General features: G+C 68.4%; 8 protein-coding genes. 3 read left to right on the forward strand and 5 right to left on the reverse strand.

Features of this window, described 5'->3' with window-relative positions; genetic code table 11:
* The coding region (locus tag AC1DX5_RS10135; protein ID WP_478015228.1) for a helicase-related protein at positions 1 to 1,941 on the reverse strand (1,941 nt) is incomplete at its 3' end.
* A 263-nt stretch (positions 1,942 to 2,204) separates the two neighbouring features.
* Here AC1DX5_RS10135 and AC1DX5_RS10140 point away from each other — a divergent pair.
* On the forward strand, positions 2,205 to 3,674 hold the full coding sequence (locus tag AC1DX5_RS10140; RefSeq protein WP_478015229.1) for a peptidoglycan DD-metalloendopeptidase family protein: 1,470 nt from the start codon (positions 2,205 to 2,207) through the stop codon (positions 3,672 to 3,674).
* Positions 3,675 to 3,705: 31 nt separating this feature from the next.
* Here the strand turns inward: AC1DX5_RS10140 and AC1DX5_RS10145 are convergent, their stop codons facing one another.
* From AC1DX5_RS10145 to AC1DX5_RS10155, 3 genes are all read right to left on the reverse strand, one after another.
* Entirely contained in the window at positions 3,706 to 5,379 is a 1,674-nt protein-coding gene (locus AC1DX5_RS10145) for an ATP-binding protein (RefSeq protein WP_465175207.1), read from the reverse strand.
* 85 nt (positions 5,380 to 5,464) lie between these two features.
* Entirely contained in the window at positions 5,465 to 6,184 is a 720-nt protein-coding gene (locus AC1DX5_RS10150) for a TIGR02186 family protein (protein ID WP_465174015.1), read from the reverse strand.
* Between the two features lie 35 nt (positions 6,185 to 6,219).
* The gene (locus tag AC1DX5_RS10155) at positions 6,220 to 7,134 is read right to left on the reverse strand and encodes a sulfite exporter TauE/SafE family protein (RefSeq protein WP_478015231.1); all 915 of its coding nucleotides are present in this window, start codon (positions 7,132 to 7,134) and stop codon (positions 6,220 to 6,222) included.
* A 197-nt stretch (positions 7,135 to 7,331) separates the two neighbouring features.
* On the opposite strand from AC1DX5_RS10155, the gene AC1DX5_RS10160 reads away from it, so the two are divergent.
* Positions 7,332 to 13,130, forward strand: a complete 5,799-nt coding sequence (locus tag AC1DX5_RS10160) for an alpha-2-macroglobulin family protein (RefSeq protein WP_478015232.1) — start codon at positions 7,332 to 7,334, stop codon at positions 13,128 to 13,130.
* 151 nt (positions 13,131 to 13,281) lie between these two features.
* Complete coding sequence (pbpC, locus tag AC1DX5_RS10165) at positions 13,282 to 15,378, forward strand: penicillin-binding protein 1C (protein ID WP_478015508.1); 2,097 nt, start codon at positions 13,282 to 13,284, stop codon at positions 15,376 to 15,378.
* A gap of 72 nt (positions 15,379 to 15,450) precedes the next feature.
* Here pbpC and AC1DX5_RS10170 read toward each other — a convergent pair whose 3' ends face one another.
* Complete coding sequence (locus AC1DX5_RS10170; protein WP_465171121.1) at positions 15,451 to 15,957, reverse strand: RcnB family protein; 507 nt, start codon at positions 15,955 to 15,957, stop codon at positions 15,451 to 15,453.
* Positions 15,958 to 16,062: the final 105 nt, after the last annotated feature.

Genomic DNA, 16,062 nt, shown 5'->3' on the forward strand with positions numbered 1-16,062 from the left:
GTAGAGCGTTGTTCGGGTCGTAGAGCGTTGTTCGGGTCGACGTACCTTCCCTCCGTTCGACCTGAGCTTGTCGAAGGGCTGTTCTTTCTGCCGTGGAAGAGAAGAGCAGGGCTTCGACGAGCTCAGCCCGAAACGGGGTAGAGGGAAGGTCCTTGGCAAAAAGCCCGGGCGGTCGGGGGCGGACCGCCCGGGCTGGCTGGCACGGCCGGGGCTCAGTTCGGCGACATGCAGCCCCTCCCACAGGATCGCCGGTCGCGCGCTGTCGTCGATCGCCAGCGCCGCATCCTCGGCTGCCGCCAGCTTCTCCCCTCGCCGCGCCCGCTCATCGCCCAGCCGGCGTTCGGCCGCCGCCAGCAACAGCCTTTTGTCGCCATGCCGCGCGTCGGCGGCGACGGTGAAGCGGAAGCCGTCGAGCCGCCCGATCGCATGCTCCTCGACCATCACTTCGCCCTCGGGCCCGATCGTCACCGGCAGGGCGCCCTTGTCGGCACCGATCTGGCGCAGCAGCATCGTCGTGCGCTTGTCCACGAAGCGCTGAGTCAGGCTGAGATGCAGCGCGTCCGACAGCCGCTCCTCGACCGCGGCCGCGCGCGCCGCCCAGTGCGCCGGGTCGGCCAGCCAGTCGGGCCGGTTGGCGATATAGGCCCAGCTCCGCGCCGCCGCGATCCGCCCGGCCAGAGTCTCGACATCGCCCGCGACATTGTCGAGCCGCGCGATCTCCTCGGCGAACCAGGTGTGCGGGATATGGCCGCTGCCTTCGCTGAGATGCCCGAACACCCGCCCGGCGAAGCGGGCATGCGGGTCGACGCCAAGCTTGCGGAAATCGGGCAGGCCCGCCGCCGCCCAGAGCCTTTTGACCATCGCCGGCGAGCGCACCCGGTCGCGCACCCACGCCTCTTCGGCCAGGCGTTTGAGCACCGCGAGGTCGGTCGCCTGCGGCGCCGCGCGCAGCACGCGCTCGGCCGGACGCGCTTCCAGGCTGGCGATCAGCGCATCCACGCTTGCCATGTCGGGGGCGCCGTCGCGCCAGTAGAGGAAGTCGAGCCGCGGGAAGCGGTGCTCCTCGATCGCCAGCACTTCTTCGGGCGTGAACGCGCCCGGCCCTTCCTCGACCAGCGCGCCGAAGGTCCCGTCGCGCTGGTGCCGCCCGGCGCGCCCGGCGATCTGCGCCATCTCGGCCACGGTCAGCCGGCGCTGGCGATGCCCGTCGAACTTGTCGAGGCTGGCAAAGGCGACATGCGACACGTCCATGTTCAGCCCCATGCCGATCGCGTCGGTCGCGACGAGATAATCGACCTCGCCCGCCTGGAACATCGCGACCTGGGCATTGCGCGTGCGCGGGGAAAGCGCGCCCATCACCACGGCGGCGCCGCCGCGCAGCCGGCGCAGCATCTCGGCGACGGCGTAGACTTCCTCGGCCGAGAAGGCGACGATCGCGGAGCGCTTGGGCAGGCGCGAGATCTTGCGCGCGCCGGCATAACTCAAGGTCGAGAAACGCGGCCGGTTGAGGATCTCGATCCCCGGCACCAGCGCCTTGAGCATCGGCCGCAACGCCTCGGAACCAAGGATCATCGTCTCCTCGCGGCCGCGCGCGCGAAGGATACGGTCCGTGAAGACATGCCCGCGCTCGGGGTCGGCGCCCAGTTGCGCCTCGTCGATCCCGACAAAGGCCAGGTCCCGGTCGACCGGCATGCTCTCGACGGTGCAGAGGAACCAGCGCGCGTCCTTCGGGACGATCTTCTCCTCGCCGGTGATCAGCGCGACCTGGTTGGCGCCCTTGATCTTGACCACCCGGTCATAGACCTCGCGGGCGAGCAGCCGCAGCGGAAAGCCGATCATGCCGCTCGAATGGCCGCACAGCCGCTCGACCGCCAAATGGGTCTTGCCGGTATTGGTCGGGCCCAGCACCGCGGTGACCGGAATGTCGGTGTCACGCCTCATCGTGAAACCAACATCGCGTGCCGATCGCGCCGGCGCAACCTGCGACAATCGAAAACTGCCCTAACCATATCGAATGCTTGATGGATTCGGGATGCGCGACCCCTATGGCGAATCGTCGCAGGGCCGCCACGTTTCGCCGCGCCCGCCCTGCCTGGAAACGTTCCTTAATTTGACTTTAGGACAATGCCGCCACAGTCATGCGGCCTCGCGCCGGGGGGTTCAGTCATTTCAGTCGGCGCCGCGACCTTGGGGGCGGACAGCCTTTGTTCTTGCGCAGTGATCATGGCTCGGATCTGACGGGGGGCACCGCAACCCTGTCGTTCGGCCGGGCGATCGTCCCCGTGGCGGAACCACGGACGATCGATCGCCTGCGCGACGCGATCGGCCGGATCGACTGGACGCCCGATCTCGGATCGCGGATCGGCTCGCTCGACTGGTGGCGCGGCGCCGCGACCTGTGCCGCGCTCTGCGCCGCCACCTGGATGTTCGCGCCCGGCTTCGACAGGACGATTCCGGGTATCGCGCCGCCCGCGCTCGACGGCGCCGACTGGGACGAGGCGCGCGCCCAATCGATCGCGCCGCTCGCCTGGGGCGCCGATACCGGGCGGCACATGGCCGCGAACGATCTGGTCGCGCCGCTGTCCGAAACGCCCGAACGCCCGATCATCGACGTCACGACCCTGTTCGGCACCGGCGACAGTTTCACGCGCGTGCTGCGGCGCGCCGGCGTGTCCGAAGGCGAAGCGTCGACCACCGCGCAGCTCGTCTCGGGCGCGGTCGGCACCGCCGAGCTCAAGCCCGGCACGCCGATCGACATGACGCTCGGGCGCCGCCCGAACCGCACCGTCGCCCGCCCGCTCGAGCTCCTGTCCTTCCGCGCGCGCTTCGATCTCAATCTCAGCGTGTCGCGCGTGAACGGCGCGCTTGTCCTGACGCGCCACCCGATCGTGATCGATCACACCCCGGCCCGTTTCCAGGGGCTGGCCGGGCGCAGCCTCTATCGTTCGGCGCGCGCCGCCGGCGTGCCCGCCAAGATCGTCGAGGCCTATATCAAGGCGATGGCGACGCGCCTCTCGGTCGGCCGCGACGTCGGCGCCGGCGACACGTTCGACATCATCGTCGAACAGGCCCGCGCGGCGACCGGCGAAGTCCAGATCGGTGGCCTGATGTTCGCCGGGCTCGACCAGGCCCGCAAGAAGACGCGGCTGATCAAATGGAATGACGGCCAATGGTATGAGGCGTCGGGCCAGTATGAGCGGCGCGGCACCATGGGCATGCCCGTCGCGGGCCATGTCACCTCGACCTTCGGCCTGCGCCGCCATCCGCTGCTCGGCTTCACCCGCATGCACAAGGGGCTCGATATCGGCGCCCCCTATGGCGCGCCGATCCATGCGGCGATGGCCGGTATCGTCGCCTTTGCCGGACGCAATGCGGGATACGGCAATTTCGTGAAGCTGGCGCATGGCGGCGGCATCGGCACCGGATATGGCCATATGAGCCGGATCGCGGTCCGCGCCGGCACCCGCGTCGCCGCGGGGCAGGTGATCGGCTATATCGGCTCGACCGGCCTGTCGACCGGCCCGCACCTCCATTGGGAAGTCTGGAAGAACGGCATCGCGGTCAATCCGCGCTCCATGTCCTTCACCAGTATCGCGCAGCTCTCGGGCGATGCGCTGCGCGCGTTCAAGGCCCGCTATGCCAGCCTGATGGCAGTGAAGCCCGGCGCCCGCTGATACCCCTCCCTTGTCAGGGAGGGGGAGAATGTCAGCGCCCCTGTGAGCGCCAGCGCTTCAAGGTTCGGCCGATGATCAGGTCTTCGTTGCCGACTTCGCGCCACAGCTCGGAGAAGAGCGGGTCCTCGGAGGCCGGGCGCTTGCTCTCTTCCAGCCCGTCGAACGACACCCGGATCGGGATGGCGACGCCTTCGCCGCAGATGATGCATTCGCGGTTGCGCAGTGCCGGGATCGAATCGAGAAAACCGCGCGCGCCCTCCGGCATGGCCGCCCGGACGAATGCCTGGTCGCGATCATTGTTCAGGCGCATCGAGATGATCGTGCCGAGCTGCGACAGCACGCCTTCGGCAAGGTCCGACGGACGCTGGGTGATCAGGCCCAGCGACACGCCATATTTGCGCCCTTCCTTGGCGATCCGGCTCAGGATCCGGCCAACCGAGGAGCTGTCGGCATTGCGCTCGTTCGGGATATAGCGATGCGCTTCCTCGCACACGAGCAGGATCGGGCGTTGCGCCTCGCCGCGTGACCAGATCGCATAGTCGAACACCATGCGGCTCAGCACCGCGACCACGACGGACGTGATCTCCGACGGTACGCCCGACACGTCGATGATCGAGATCGGCTTGCCCCCGCCTGGCAGGCGGAAGATGCGTTCGATGAACCCGGCCATGGTATCGGCGACGAGCATGCCGGAGAACATGAAGCTGTAGCGCGGGTCGGCCTTGATCTCGTCGATCTTGGTCTTCAGCCGCAGATAGGGCGCGGTGTCGCCGGCGCGGTCCATCTTGCCCATTTCGAGCTGGATCAGATTGGTCAGGTCGCTCAGCAGATACGGTACCGGCGCGTCGACCGTCAGCTTGGTGATTTCCTGGCCCAGCCGGCCCTTGGCGCGGGCCATCAACAGGCATTTGGCGAGAATGTCCGCGTCGATCTGATGCTCGGAGCCGCTCGAGGTGACGAACACCTCGCAATGCTCCTCGAAATTCATCAGCCAATAGGGCATCTGCAGGTTGGACACGTCGAACAGCGCGCCATTGTCCTTGAACGCCGCGCTATATTCGCCGTGCGGGTCGACCATCACGATATGGCCCTGCGGCGCGAGATCGCAGATGCGGTGGAGGATCAATGCGGCGCTGGTCGATTTGCCCGTACCGGTCGATCCCAGCAGCGCGAAATGCTTGCCCAGCATCGCATCGACATAGAGCGCGGCGCGGATGTCGCTGGTCGGATAGACCGTGCCGATCTCGATATTGGCGCGGTCGTCCGCGGCGTAGATCTGCTTCAGGTCGGCGGTGGTCACCGGAAAGATACGGCAGCCCGGCGTGGGATAGCGCGTCACGCCGCGGCGGAACTTGTACAGCTTGCCGGTCAGCCTTTCCTCATCGCCCTCTCCCAGGAAATCGACCTGGGCGGCGATGCGGTCGCCCGCGCCATCGGCCAGCTTCAGCGAGCGGATATTGGCGATCAGCCAGGCGGTGCCGACCCGCATCTTGATCTGGCTGCCGACCTGGCCGGCACTGGCCGCAACGGGGTCGCTATGCCGCGCGGCCAGCTCGAGCGCGCGCGCATCCAGCATCACCTGGCTGCTCGATCCGGATATCTCGAACACGAACCCGATGGCGTCACCCGCTGCTTCGGGCAGCGCGACACCGGTACCGGCGGGCGCGGCATTCTCGAAAGCATGGCTGCCCAGTATCTCGGTCATTCCTCGGTTTCCCCCGGTGTCGTTCACCCGAGCTATGCCGAAGACTGGTAAATATTGAGTGTGCCGGCGGCGTGCCGCCGCGCTCCTAGAAGCGCCGGGCAACCCATCCGGCGGTCCAGCCGAACAGGATCGACAGGGCCACGGCCGTCAAGCCGTAGGTGAAGGACCAGCGATCGGCGGAGCGGGCGACGAAGCGCTCGAACCCCGATTTGCGGATGTCGATGTCGCGGGTCGCCGCCGCCAATACGCGGCCGTCGCGGATCAGGAATGTTTCCGCGGTGAAGCGCCCGACCGGCACGCGCGCCGGGATGGTCACGCGGGCGCGGTACAGCACCCCGTCGGTGATCTCGACCGCGCCCGGCGCCTCGAAATACAGGCCGGACCGGCGCTTCAGGTCGACCAGGCCGCGCGCGAACCGGTCCTGCTCGTCGGCCGGCGCGCTGCTTGCCGGGGAAAGCTGCAGGCTGTTCAGGCCAAGCTCGTAGATCGCCTGAGTCCGCTGATCGACCAGTTGGGCAACCGGCCGCGACGAAGCAATGGCGTAGAAGCTCGGCGCGGAGCGATAGCGCAGCCGGGCCGCATTGACCCAGATGCCGGCCACCTTCTCCTTCTCGCGCACCAGGATCGACTGGACCGGCCCCTTCACCACCACGACGATGTCGGTCGGCTTGTCGTCGTCCGGCAGCCGCCCGCCGGGATAGAGGATCGCCCCGAACAGCAGCAGTTCGGCGCCGGTGAAACTATAGGCGATCTCGATGTCGCGCTGCGAGACGTCGGGGACCAGCACTGGCTTGGATTGGCCCATCAGCAGCGGCACGAGCAGCAGGAGGAGCAACCGCTTCACGACAGCTCGACCGAATAGATCTCGTCCGGCCGCCAGCCCAGGCCGAGGCCGATGCGGAAGGCGACGAGTAGCACGATGATCGCGAGCGCGAGGCGGAGATATTCCGGCTTCACCTTGGTCGCGAAGCGCGCGCCGACCTGCGCCCCGGCGACCGATCCCAGCAGCAGCAGCGCGGCCAGCACGATATCGACGGCCTTGGTGGTGGTGGCATGGACCATCGTCGCCATCGCGGTGACGAACAGGGTCTGGAACAGCGAGGTACCGACCACGACCTGCGTGGTCATGCCGAGCAGATACAGCATCGCGGGCACCAGGATGAAGCCGCCGCCGATGCCGAGCAGCATGGTCAGGATGCCGACGAAAAAGCCGAGCAGCAACGGCGCGAGCGGCGAGATGTACAGGCCCGAACGGTAGAAGCGCGTCCTGAGCGGCAGCGCCGCGACCAGCGGATGGTGCCGGCGTTTGCGCGGGCGCGGTGGCGCGCCCGTGCGGCTGGCGCGAATCGCGGTCCAGCTCTCCTGCGCCATCAGCCCGCCGATCGAGCCGAGCATCAGCACATAGACGATGGCGATCACCGTATCGATCTGGCCGCTCGCCTGGAGCAGCTTGAACAGCCAGCCGCCGAACAGCGACCCGACCAGGCCGCCCGCGACCAGCACGCCGCCCATCTTGGTGTCGACCCCGCCGCGCCGGAAATGCGCGAACACGCCCGACACGCTGGCGCCCGTCACCTGGCTCGCGGCCGAGGCGGCGGCGACCGTGGGCGGGATGCCATAGACGATCAGCAGCGGCGTCGTCAGGAATCCGCCGCCGACCCCGAACATGCCCGACAGCAGCCCGACGCCCCCGCCGAGCAGGACGATGACGAGCGCGTTCACCGAGAGGTTGGCGATGGGCAGATAGATGTCCATTGCCCAAGGCGGATATCCTGTTCGGGGCGCCGCGGAAAGCGCGACGCGGAGAATATCGGCCGGCACGGTCGATCGAGGGGTGATCCCGGCAATCGGCGGCAGAATTGTCCGGATATTGCCGTCAGAAGACCGCTAGTTCCGGCTGGACTTGAAGCGGGATCGGGCCTTAGCGTGCGGGCGGCTTTCGGGAGAGTTCGATGAAGCTCGCACTGCGTCTGGCACTCCTCGGACTGGCGCTCGCGCCCATCACCGCGCTTGGCGACAACAGCCCCCAGGTCGTGATGGCGACGCCCGGCGTCGGCGATGGCGGCGCGATCCGGTCCTTCACCGCGCGCTTCAGCCAGCCGATGGTCCCGCTCGGCGATCCGCGCGCGCCGTCGCCATTCGGCGTCACCTGCGCCGTGGAGGGCGAGGGGCGCTGGGTCGATCCGCAAACCTATGTCTATGACTTCAGCAGCGGCCTGCCCGGCGGCACGAGCTGCAGTTTCGCGGTGAAGAGCGGGCTGAAAAGCGTCTCCGGCTATGCCGTGACCGGCCAGCAGGAATTCAAGGTCGATGCCGGCGGTCCGGTCGCGCGCGCCGTGCTGCCCGGACAATATGGCGGGGAGATCGAGGAGGATCAGGTGTTCCTGATCGCCGCCAATATGCCCGCCACCGTCTCCTCGGTCGGCGCCAATGCCTATTGCGCGGTCGACGGCATCGGCGAGAAGATTCCGGTCGACGTGCTCGCGGCAGACCTGCCCGGCAAGCTGCTCGGCGAGATGGGCACGGACAATTGGAATGTCCGCAGCTTCCTGGAAAGCGCCGGCCTGCCCGCGGCGGTGCCGGCCAACGCCGCCGATAGGCAAAGGGCCTATGCGAGCGTCACCGCGCTGAAGTGCCGCCGTCCGCTGCCGCCGGGGCGCGACATGGCGCTGGTCTGGGGCGCGAAGATCGCCGGCGCGGGCGGCAAGCTCGCCGGCACCGAGCAGCGCTTCGACTACACCGTGCGCAAACCCTTCACCGCGCGCTTCGAATGCTCGCGCGTCAATGCCCAGGCCGGGTGCAGCCCGGTGGAGGCAGCGCATGTCCGCTTCACCGCGCCGATCGCGATGAGCCTCGCCGAGCAGATCCGCATCACCACCGCCGACGGCAAGGCGATCGCGCCGGTGTTCGACAAGGACGAAAAGAAGAAGGCGACGATCAGCGACATCACTTTCTCGGCGCCGCTGCCGCCGGCGACCGTCGCGAAGCTGACCCTGCCCGCCGGGGTCAAGGACGAGAGCGGCCGGATATTGGCCAATGCCGAGCGCTTCCCGCTCGAGGTCCGTTTCGACGAGGCGCCGCCGCTGGTGAAGTTCGCCGCACCCTTCGGCATTCTCGAGGCGAAGGAACAGGGCGTTCTGCCCGTCACGGTCCGCAATGTGGAGCCCTCGCTCCGGGGGCTCAGCACCGCGATCGCCGGCACCTCGCTGCGCGTCGACGGCTCCGACGGCAAGGTCGCCGAATGGCTGCGCACCGTCGCGGATGCCGACGATTACGAGAGCCATCAGGAGAAGCGGGGCAAGGAATCGATCACGATCAACGATACCGGCTCGAAATCGATTCTCGCCGATGCCGGCGGGGCGCCGCTCCAGGTCGGCCTGCCCGGCAAGGGCAAGGATTTCGAGGTCGTCGGCATCCCGCTCGGCAAGCCCGGCTTCTACGTCGTCGAACTGGCCAGCCCGGTGCTCGGCCAGGCCCTGCTCGGCCGCAAGGCGCCGCGCTATGTCGCCTCCGCGGCGCTCGTCACCAACATGGCGGTGCATTTCAAATGGGGCCGCGAACGCAGCCTTGCCTGGGTGACGCATCTCGACACTGGCAAGCCGGTCGCGGGCGCCGCGGTGCGCATCACCGACAGCTGTACCGGCGAACTATTCGCGCGCGGTACCACCGATGCGAGCGGCGGCGTGTTCGTGCCGCAGGGCCTGCCCGAGCCGGAAACCTATGGCAGCTGCGAGAATGGCAGTTCGCATCCGCTGATGGTGTCGGCGCGCGAAGGCGATGATTTCAGTTTCACCCTCACCGCCTGGGGCGAGGGCATCCGGCCCTATGATTTCGACCTGCCTTACGGGTATCAGGCCAAGGGCGACATCCTCCACACCGTGTTCGATCGCGCGCTGCTCCGCCAGGGCGAGACGATCAACATGAAGCATATCCTGCGCACCTCGATCGGCGCGGGCTTCGGCATGGCGCCGGCGCTCGACGGGACGCTGCGTCTATCGCATCGCGGATCGGACACGCAGTTCGACCTGCCGCTCAAGATCGACGCCAACGGCATCGGCGAATCGAGCTGGACCGCGCCGCAGGGCGCACCAATGGGCGATTACGACCTGCAGGTGATCGTCGGCGACAAGACGATCTACACGTCGCAGTCGTTCAAGGTCGACGTCTACAAATTGCCGACCATGCGCGCGACGGTGACCGGGCCGAAGGACGCCGCGGTCAGGCCCAGGACGCTGCCGCTCGACCTGTTCGTCGGTTATCTCTCGGGGGGTGGGGCCTCCAACCTGCCGGTCGACCTGCGCGTCGGCTATTTCGGGCGAAGCTCCACGCCCGAGGGCTATGAGGGCTATAGCTTCGGCGGCAACGCCGTGCAGGAAGGGACCAAGCCGCTCGACGGCGACGGCGAGGAGGAGCAGACGCCGCTCCCGCCGACTCAGACCTTGCCCGCCACGCTTGGCGGCGACGGCACGACCAAATCGGTGATCGAGGTGCCGCAGGGCCTCGACGGCGCGACCGACATGCTGGTCGAGATGGATTATCAGGACGCGAACGGCGAAGTGCTGACCGCGTCGCGCCGCATCCCGATCTTCCCCTCCGCGGTGCAGATCGGCATCAAGACCGATGGCTGGCTGATGAAGCAGGACGATCTGCGCCTGCGCTTCGTCGCGCTCGACACCTCGGGCAAGCCGATCGCCAACCAGAAGATCTCGGTCGCGCTCTACAGCCGCAAGATCCTGACCGCGCGGCGCCGGCTGATCGGCGGCTTCTACGCCTATGACAACCAGATGAAGACCGAGAAGCTCGCCGGCACCTGCGCCGCGACGACCGATGCGCAGGGCCTGGCCCAGTGCAAGGCCGATCCCGGCGTCTCGGGCGAAGTCTATGCCGTCGCGACGACGACCGATGCCAATGGCAATGTGGCGCGCGCTACCCGTTCGGTCTGGCTTGCCGGCGACGATGACTGGTGGTTCGGCGGCGACAATGGCGACCGCATGGACGTCGTGCCCGAACAGACCAGCTACAAGGCCGGCGAGACCGCGCGCTTCCAGGTGCGCATGCCGTTCCGCGAGGCGACCGCCCTGGTCACCGTCGAGCGCGAGGGCGTGCTGTCCTCCTATGTGACGACCCTGTCGGGCACTGATCCGGTCGTCGAGGTGAAGATGCCGGGCTCGTACGCGCCCGACGTGTTCGTCTCGGTCATGGCGGTGCGCGGGCGCGTAGAGGGCGGCTTCTGGAGCTGGGTCCACGGCATCGCACAGAGCCTCGGCCTTGCCAGCGGCCCGCCCGCCGCGCCCGAGCCGACCGCGCTGGTCGATCTCGCCAAGCCCGCCTACCGCCTCGGCATGGCCAAGGTGAAGGTCGGCTGGGAAGCGCATCAGCTCCAGGTCGCGGTCAAGGCCGACAGGGAGAAATATGCCGCGCGCGACACCGCGCAGGTCGATGTGCAGGTGAAGACTCCCGACGGCAAGCCGGCGGCCACCGCCGATGTCGCCTTCGCCGCGGTCGACGAGGCGATCCTCCAGCTCGCGCCCAATGAAAGCTGGGACGTGCTGACCGCGATGATGGGCGAACGCTCGCTCTCGGTGCTCACCTCGACCGCGCAGATGCAGGTCGTCGGCAAGCGCCATTACGGCCGCAAGGCGGTCGAGGCGGGCGGCGGTGGCGGCAACGACATGTCGGGTCTCAACCGCGAGAATTTCCAGCCGGTGCTGCTGTGGAAGGGCCGCGTCGCGCTCGATGCCAACGGCCATGCCCGGATTCCGGTGGTGATGAGCGACGCGCTGTCCTCGTTCAAGCTGGTCGCGATCGCGACCGACGGCGCGCAACTCTTCGGCACCGGCATGGCGAGCGTCAGGACCGCGCAGGACCTGTCGATCTTCGCCGGCCTGCCGCCTTTGGTGCGCACCGGCGATTATTTCGCGGCGGGCTTCACGCTGCGGAACGGCTCGGACAAGCCGATGAAAGTCACCGCCACGATCGACGTCACCCCACGCGTCGCGCAGGGCAAACCGCTGACCGTCATCATCCCGGCGGGCGGCGCGACACCCGTTGCCTGGAACCTCACCGCGCCGGGCAATGTCGCCAATCTCCGCTGGCACGTCAGCGCCAGGGCGGAGAATGGCAAGGCGGCCGACCAGCTCACCGTCAACCAGGACGTCGTACCCGCGGTGCCGGTCGAAGTCTGGGCGGCGACGCTCGCCCGGGTCGGGACTGATACGATGATCCCCATCGCCCCGCCCGCCGGCGCGCTGCCGGGTCGCGGTTTGGTCGACATCAAGCTGGACGACACGCTCGCCCCGCCGCTCGCGGGGGTGCGCGCCTTCATGTCGGCCTATCCCTATGATTGTTTCGAACAGCGCCTGTCGCGCATCGTCGCTTTGGGCGATTCGGCGGGCTGGACCGCGCTGGCCGGCGCGATCCCGACCTATCAGGCGCCGGACGGGCTGCTGCGCTTCTGGCCGTCGGACTCGCTGGAAGGATCGGAGATCCTCACCGCCTATGTCCTGTCGCTGACGGCGGATGCCGGCCTGCCCATCCCCGAGGCATCGCGCACGCGCATGATCGAGGGGCTGAAGGCAGTGCTCGACGGCCGGCTGCGGCACGAGACCTATGGCGATGTCCGCCTGGAAAAGGTCGCTGCCTTCACCGCGCTGGCCCGGGCCGGCGCGGCGACGCCGGCGATGCTCGGCCAGATCAGCATCACGCCGAAAGAGATGCCGACCGCCAGCGTCGCGGATTATCTGATGGCGCTCGACAAGATCCCCGGCCTCGCCAACGGCACCGCGCTGAAGGCGGCTGCGGAAGGCGTGATCCGCTCGCGCATCGCCTATGAGGGCACAAGGCTCGATCTGACCGATGCGTCGAGCTCGGCCTGGTGGCTGATGTCGTCGAGCGACGAGGCCTCGATCAAGGCGCTGCTCGCCACGCTCGGCCGGCCCGGCTGGCAGGACGATGCGCCGAAGATGATGGTCGGCGTGTCGCTGCGCCAGATCCGCGGCCATTGGGACACGACCACCGCCAATGCCTGGGGCACCGTCGCCGCACGCAAGTTCGCGACGCTTTACCCGGCCGAGGCGATCGCCGGCACGACCTCGCTCATGTTGGGCAGCCGCACCGTCTCCAGGGCGTGGCCGCTCACGGTCGACCTGCGCCAGGCGAGCTTCCCGCTCCCCGCAACGCAGACCCCGCTCCGCCTCTCGCAATCGGGCGGGGCCGGGCCCTGGGCGAGCGTGTCGGTCTCGGCCGCGGTGCCGCTGACCAAGCCGCTCAACGCGGGCTACCGCCTGTCGCGCAAGGTCGATGTGGTGCAGGCGCGGACCAAGGGCGTGCTGACCCGCGGCGACGTCGTGAAGGTGACGATCACGGTCGAGGCGACGGCCGAACGCAACTGGGTGGTGATCGACGATCCGATCCCGGCGGGCGGCACGATCATCGGCGATCTCGGCGGCCAGTCGAAGATCCTCGCCGATCAGGGCAGCAATGGCGGCGGCGTCGACTTCGTCGCGCAGGACGGGGAAGGCAAGCTGTGGAATGTCGAGGTCGGCGCCCAGCTCGCTTATGTCGAGCGCGGCAATGATTCGTGGCGCGCCTTCTTCTCCTGGCTGCCCAAGGGCAAGCTGACGGTCAGCTATCTGGTCCGCCTCAACGGCGCGGGCCGGTTCAACCTGCCGCCGTCGCGGGTCGAGGCGATGTATTCGCCCGCGATCCGCGCCCAGCTGCCCAATGCGCCGATAACGGTGGCGCAGCGGTGAGATGCGCGCATATTTGACCAGCGCACTGGGACGGATCGAGCGGTTCTTTTCCGGCGAAGGCCAGAGCCCGGCTGCGCGACTGGAGGCGCTCGACCTGCGGATGCGCCATGGGGCGACAAGCTTCTGGGCGGCGTTGCGCACCAAGGCAGGCATGACCTTCGCCGGGATCGGCCTGGTCGCCCTGATCTATGCGGCGATCGATTACGCCACCCTGCCCCCACCCCTCCCCGGCTATGTCCAGGTCCGCACAGCCTGGCATCCGTCCGAAGCCTGGCTCTATGACCGCGACGGCAACCTCATCGACAGCGCGCGGGTCGATTTCGCCGCGCGCCGGCTCGGCTGGACGCCGCTCGACAAGGTCTCGACCGTCACCCGAGAAACACTGATCGCCGCCGAGGACCGGCGCTTCTTCGGCCATGGCGGCGTCGATCTGCTCGCGCTGGCGGGTGTCGCGCGCGACAGGGCCCAGGGTGAGCGCGCCCGCGGCGCCAGCACCATTACCATGCAGCTCGCGGGCTATCTCGCGCCCGGGCTCGCCGCGCCCGGCTCGCGCCGCTGGTGGGACAAGATTCGCCAGATGCGCGCCGCCTGGGCGCTGGAGGGCGCCTGGACCAAGGATCAGATCCTGGAGGCCTATCTCAACCTCGCAGGGTTCCGCGGCGAGGCGCAGGGCATCGGCGCGGCGGCGCTCGGCCTGTTCGGCAAGACGCCCGATGCGCTCGCCCGAGACGATGCGCTGCTACTGGCTGCGCTTCTCCCCGACCCCCAGGCCGATTCGACCCGGGTCGCGCGCCGCGCCTGCGCCCTGTCGCACGAAAAGGATTGCGCCCGCTTCGCCGGCGAGGCCGCCTCGATGCTCGGCCCGACGCGCAGCCTCGCGCTCGACCCCGGCCTCGCCCCGCATCTCGCCGACCGCCTGCTGCGTAAACCCGGCCTGCGCATCAAAACCACGCTCGACCGCCGCATCCAGTTATTCGCCATCACTGCGCTGAAGCGTCAGCTCCAGGGCCTTGGCGGCGCCCGCGCCCGCGACGGCGCGGTGGTGGTGCTCGACAATGCCAGCGGCGACGTGCTCGCTTATGTCGGCGGCATCGGTGGGGCCTCGACCGCGCCGTCGGTCGATGGCGCCAATGCCTATCGCCAGGCCGGATCGACCCTGAAACCCTTTCTCTACGCCCAGGCGATCGAGAAGGGATATCTCACCCCCGCCTCGATCCTCGACGATTCGCCGGTCCAGCTCGACACTGCCTCGGGCCTGTACGTGCCCCAGAATTACGACCGCGGCTTCAAGGGCCAGGTCTCGGCGCGTTCGGCGCTAGCCGGCTCGCTCAACGTGCCCGCAGTGCGCACCCTGCTGCTCGTCGGGGTCGATCCGTTCCGCGACCGGCTGTGGGATTCGGGCTATCGCGGCATGACCGAGGATGGCCAATATTACGGCTTCTCGCTCGCGCTCGGCTCAGCCGAGGTCACCCTGCTCGAACAGGCCGATGCCTATCGCAGCCTCGCCAATGGCGGCCGCTGGTCGCCGCTGCGCCTCACCGCCGATGCCCCGCATGAAGCGCCGCGCAAGGTCACCACGCCCCAGGCCGCCTGGATCGTCGCCGACATGATGGCCGATCCCAATGCCCGCGCCGCGACCTTCGGCCTCGATTCGGCGCTGCGCCTGCCTTTCTGGGCGGCGGTGAAGACAGGTACGTCCAAGGCGATGCGCGACAATTGGTGCATCGGCTTTTCGGACAAATACACCGTCGCGGTCTGGGTCGGGAATCTGGAGGGCGATCCGATGCGCGCCGTCTCGGGCACCAGCGGCGCCGCGCCGGTGTGGCGCGATCTGATGCTGGCGCTGAACGCCGATCGCAAGATGGTCGCGCCGCCGCGCCCCGCCGGCATCGAGCAGCGCGCGATCCGCTTCGCCAACCATGTCGAACAGCCGCGCCTCGAATATTTCCTGGCCGGCACCGCGCAGAGCGAGATCGCCGCCGCGCCCCAGGCCGCGCGCCGCCCGCGCATCGTCAATCCGGTCGCGGGCAGCGTCTATGCGATCGACCCCGACATTCCGCCCGACCGCCAGCGCCTTGCGGTCGGCGTCTCGGGCGACGTCACCGCGCACCGCCTGCTGCTCGACCGGCGCGATCTCGGCGCGGCCGATTCGCAGCCCCAGATCCTCGCCGCGCCCGGCCAGCACCGGCTGCGCCTGATCGATGCCAGCGGCCGGGTGGTGGACCAGACACTCTTCACCATCAGATAAAAGGCCGCGCCCACCCGAGGGCGGACGCGGCCATATCCGGGCGGCGATGCCGCCCGGGGGGTGACGAGGATCTTACCAGTAGAAGTTGCGGATCACGTCGATCACGATGCCGCGGCGGGTGTCGACCAGCAGCACGTCGTTATAGTGCCGCACCCAGCGCTGGTTGTAGCCGACCGGCGCGAGGCGATAGCGCCACGGATCGTTGATGAAATAGCGCGGGCCGTAATAGCTGGACCGGATGCGCACGCCCGGGCGGAACGCGTTGTACCCGAACGGCGCGCGCCAGTTGCCGCGCGAATAAAGCGCGCGATTCTGGTTGCGATAGCTGTTCCAGTCGTTGCGGCCCCAGCGGCGGTTGCGGTCGCGAACGTCCTCGCGCAGCTCCTGCCGGGCCTCGCGCACGTCGCGGCGCTGGTCGCGAATGTCGCCGCGGTCGCCACGACGATGGGCATCGTTCAGCTCGCGCTGTTCCTGGCGAAGGTCACGCCGGTCCTGGCGCACTTCGCGGTTCGACTGCGCCATTGCGGTCGTCGGCAACACCGTCGCCGCCATCAGCGTCAGCATGATGAATTTACGCATGATATTCTCCATTCTCTCCCGGAAACACCCGAAAAGGGGTGCCGCCGCGCGACCCTTCTGGTCGAGTCGCGCTGAACGGGGTGCGAACCACCCAGTCAGGCGATA

The sequence above is a fragment of the Sphingomonas sp. P2_B6 genome (genome assembly GCF_056404755.1).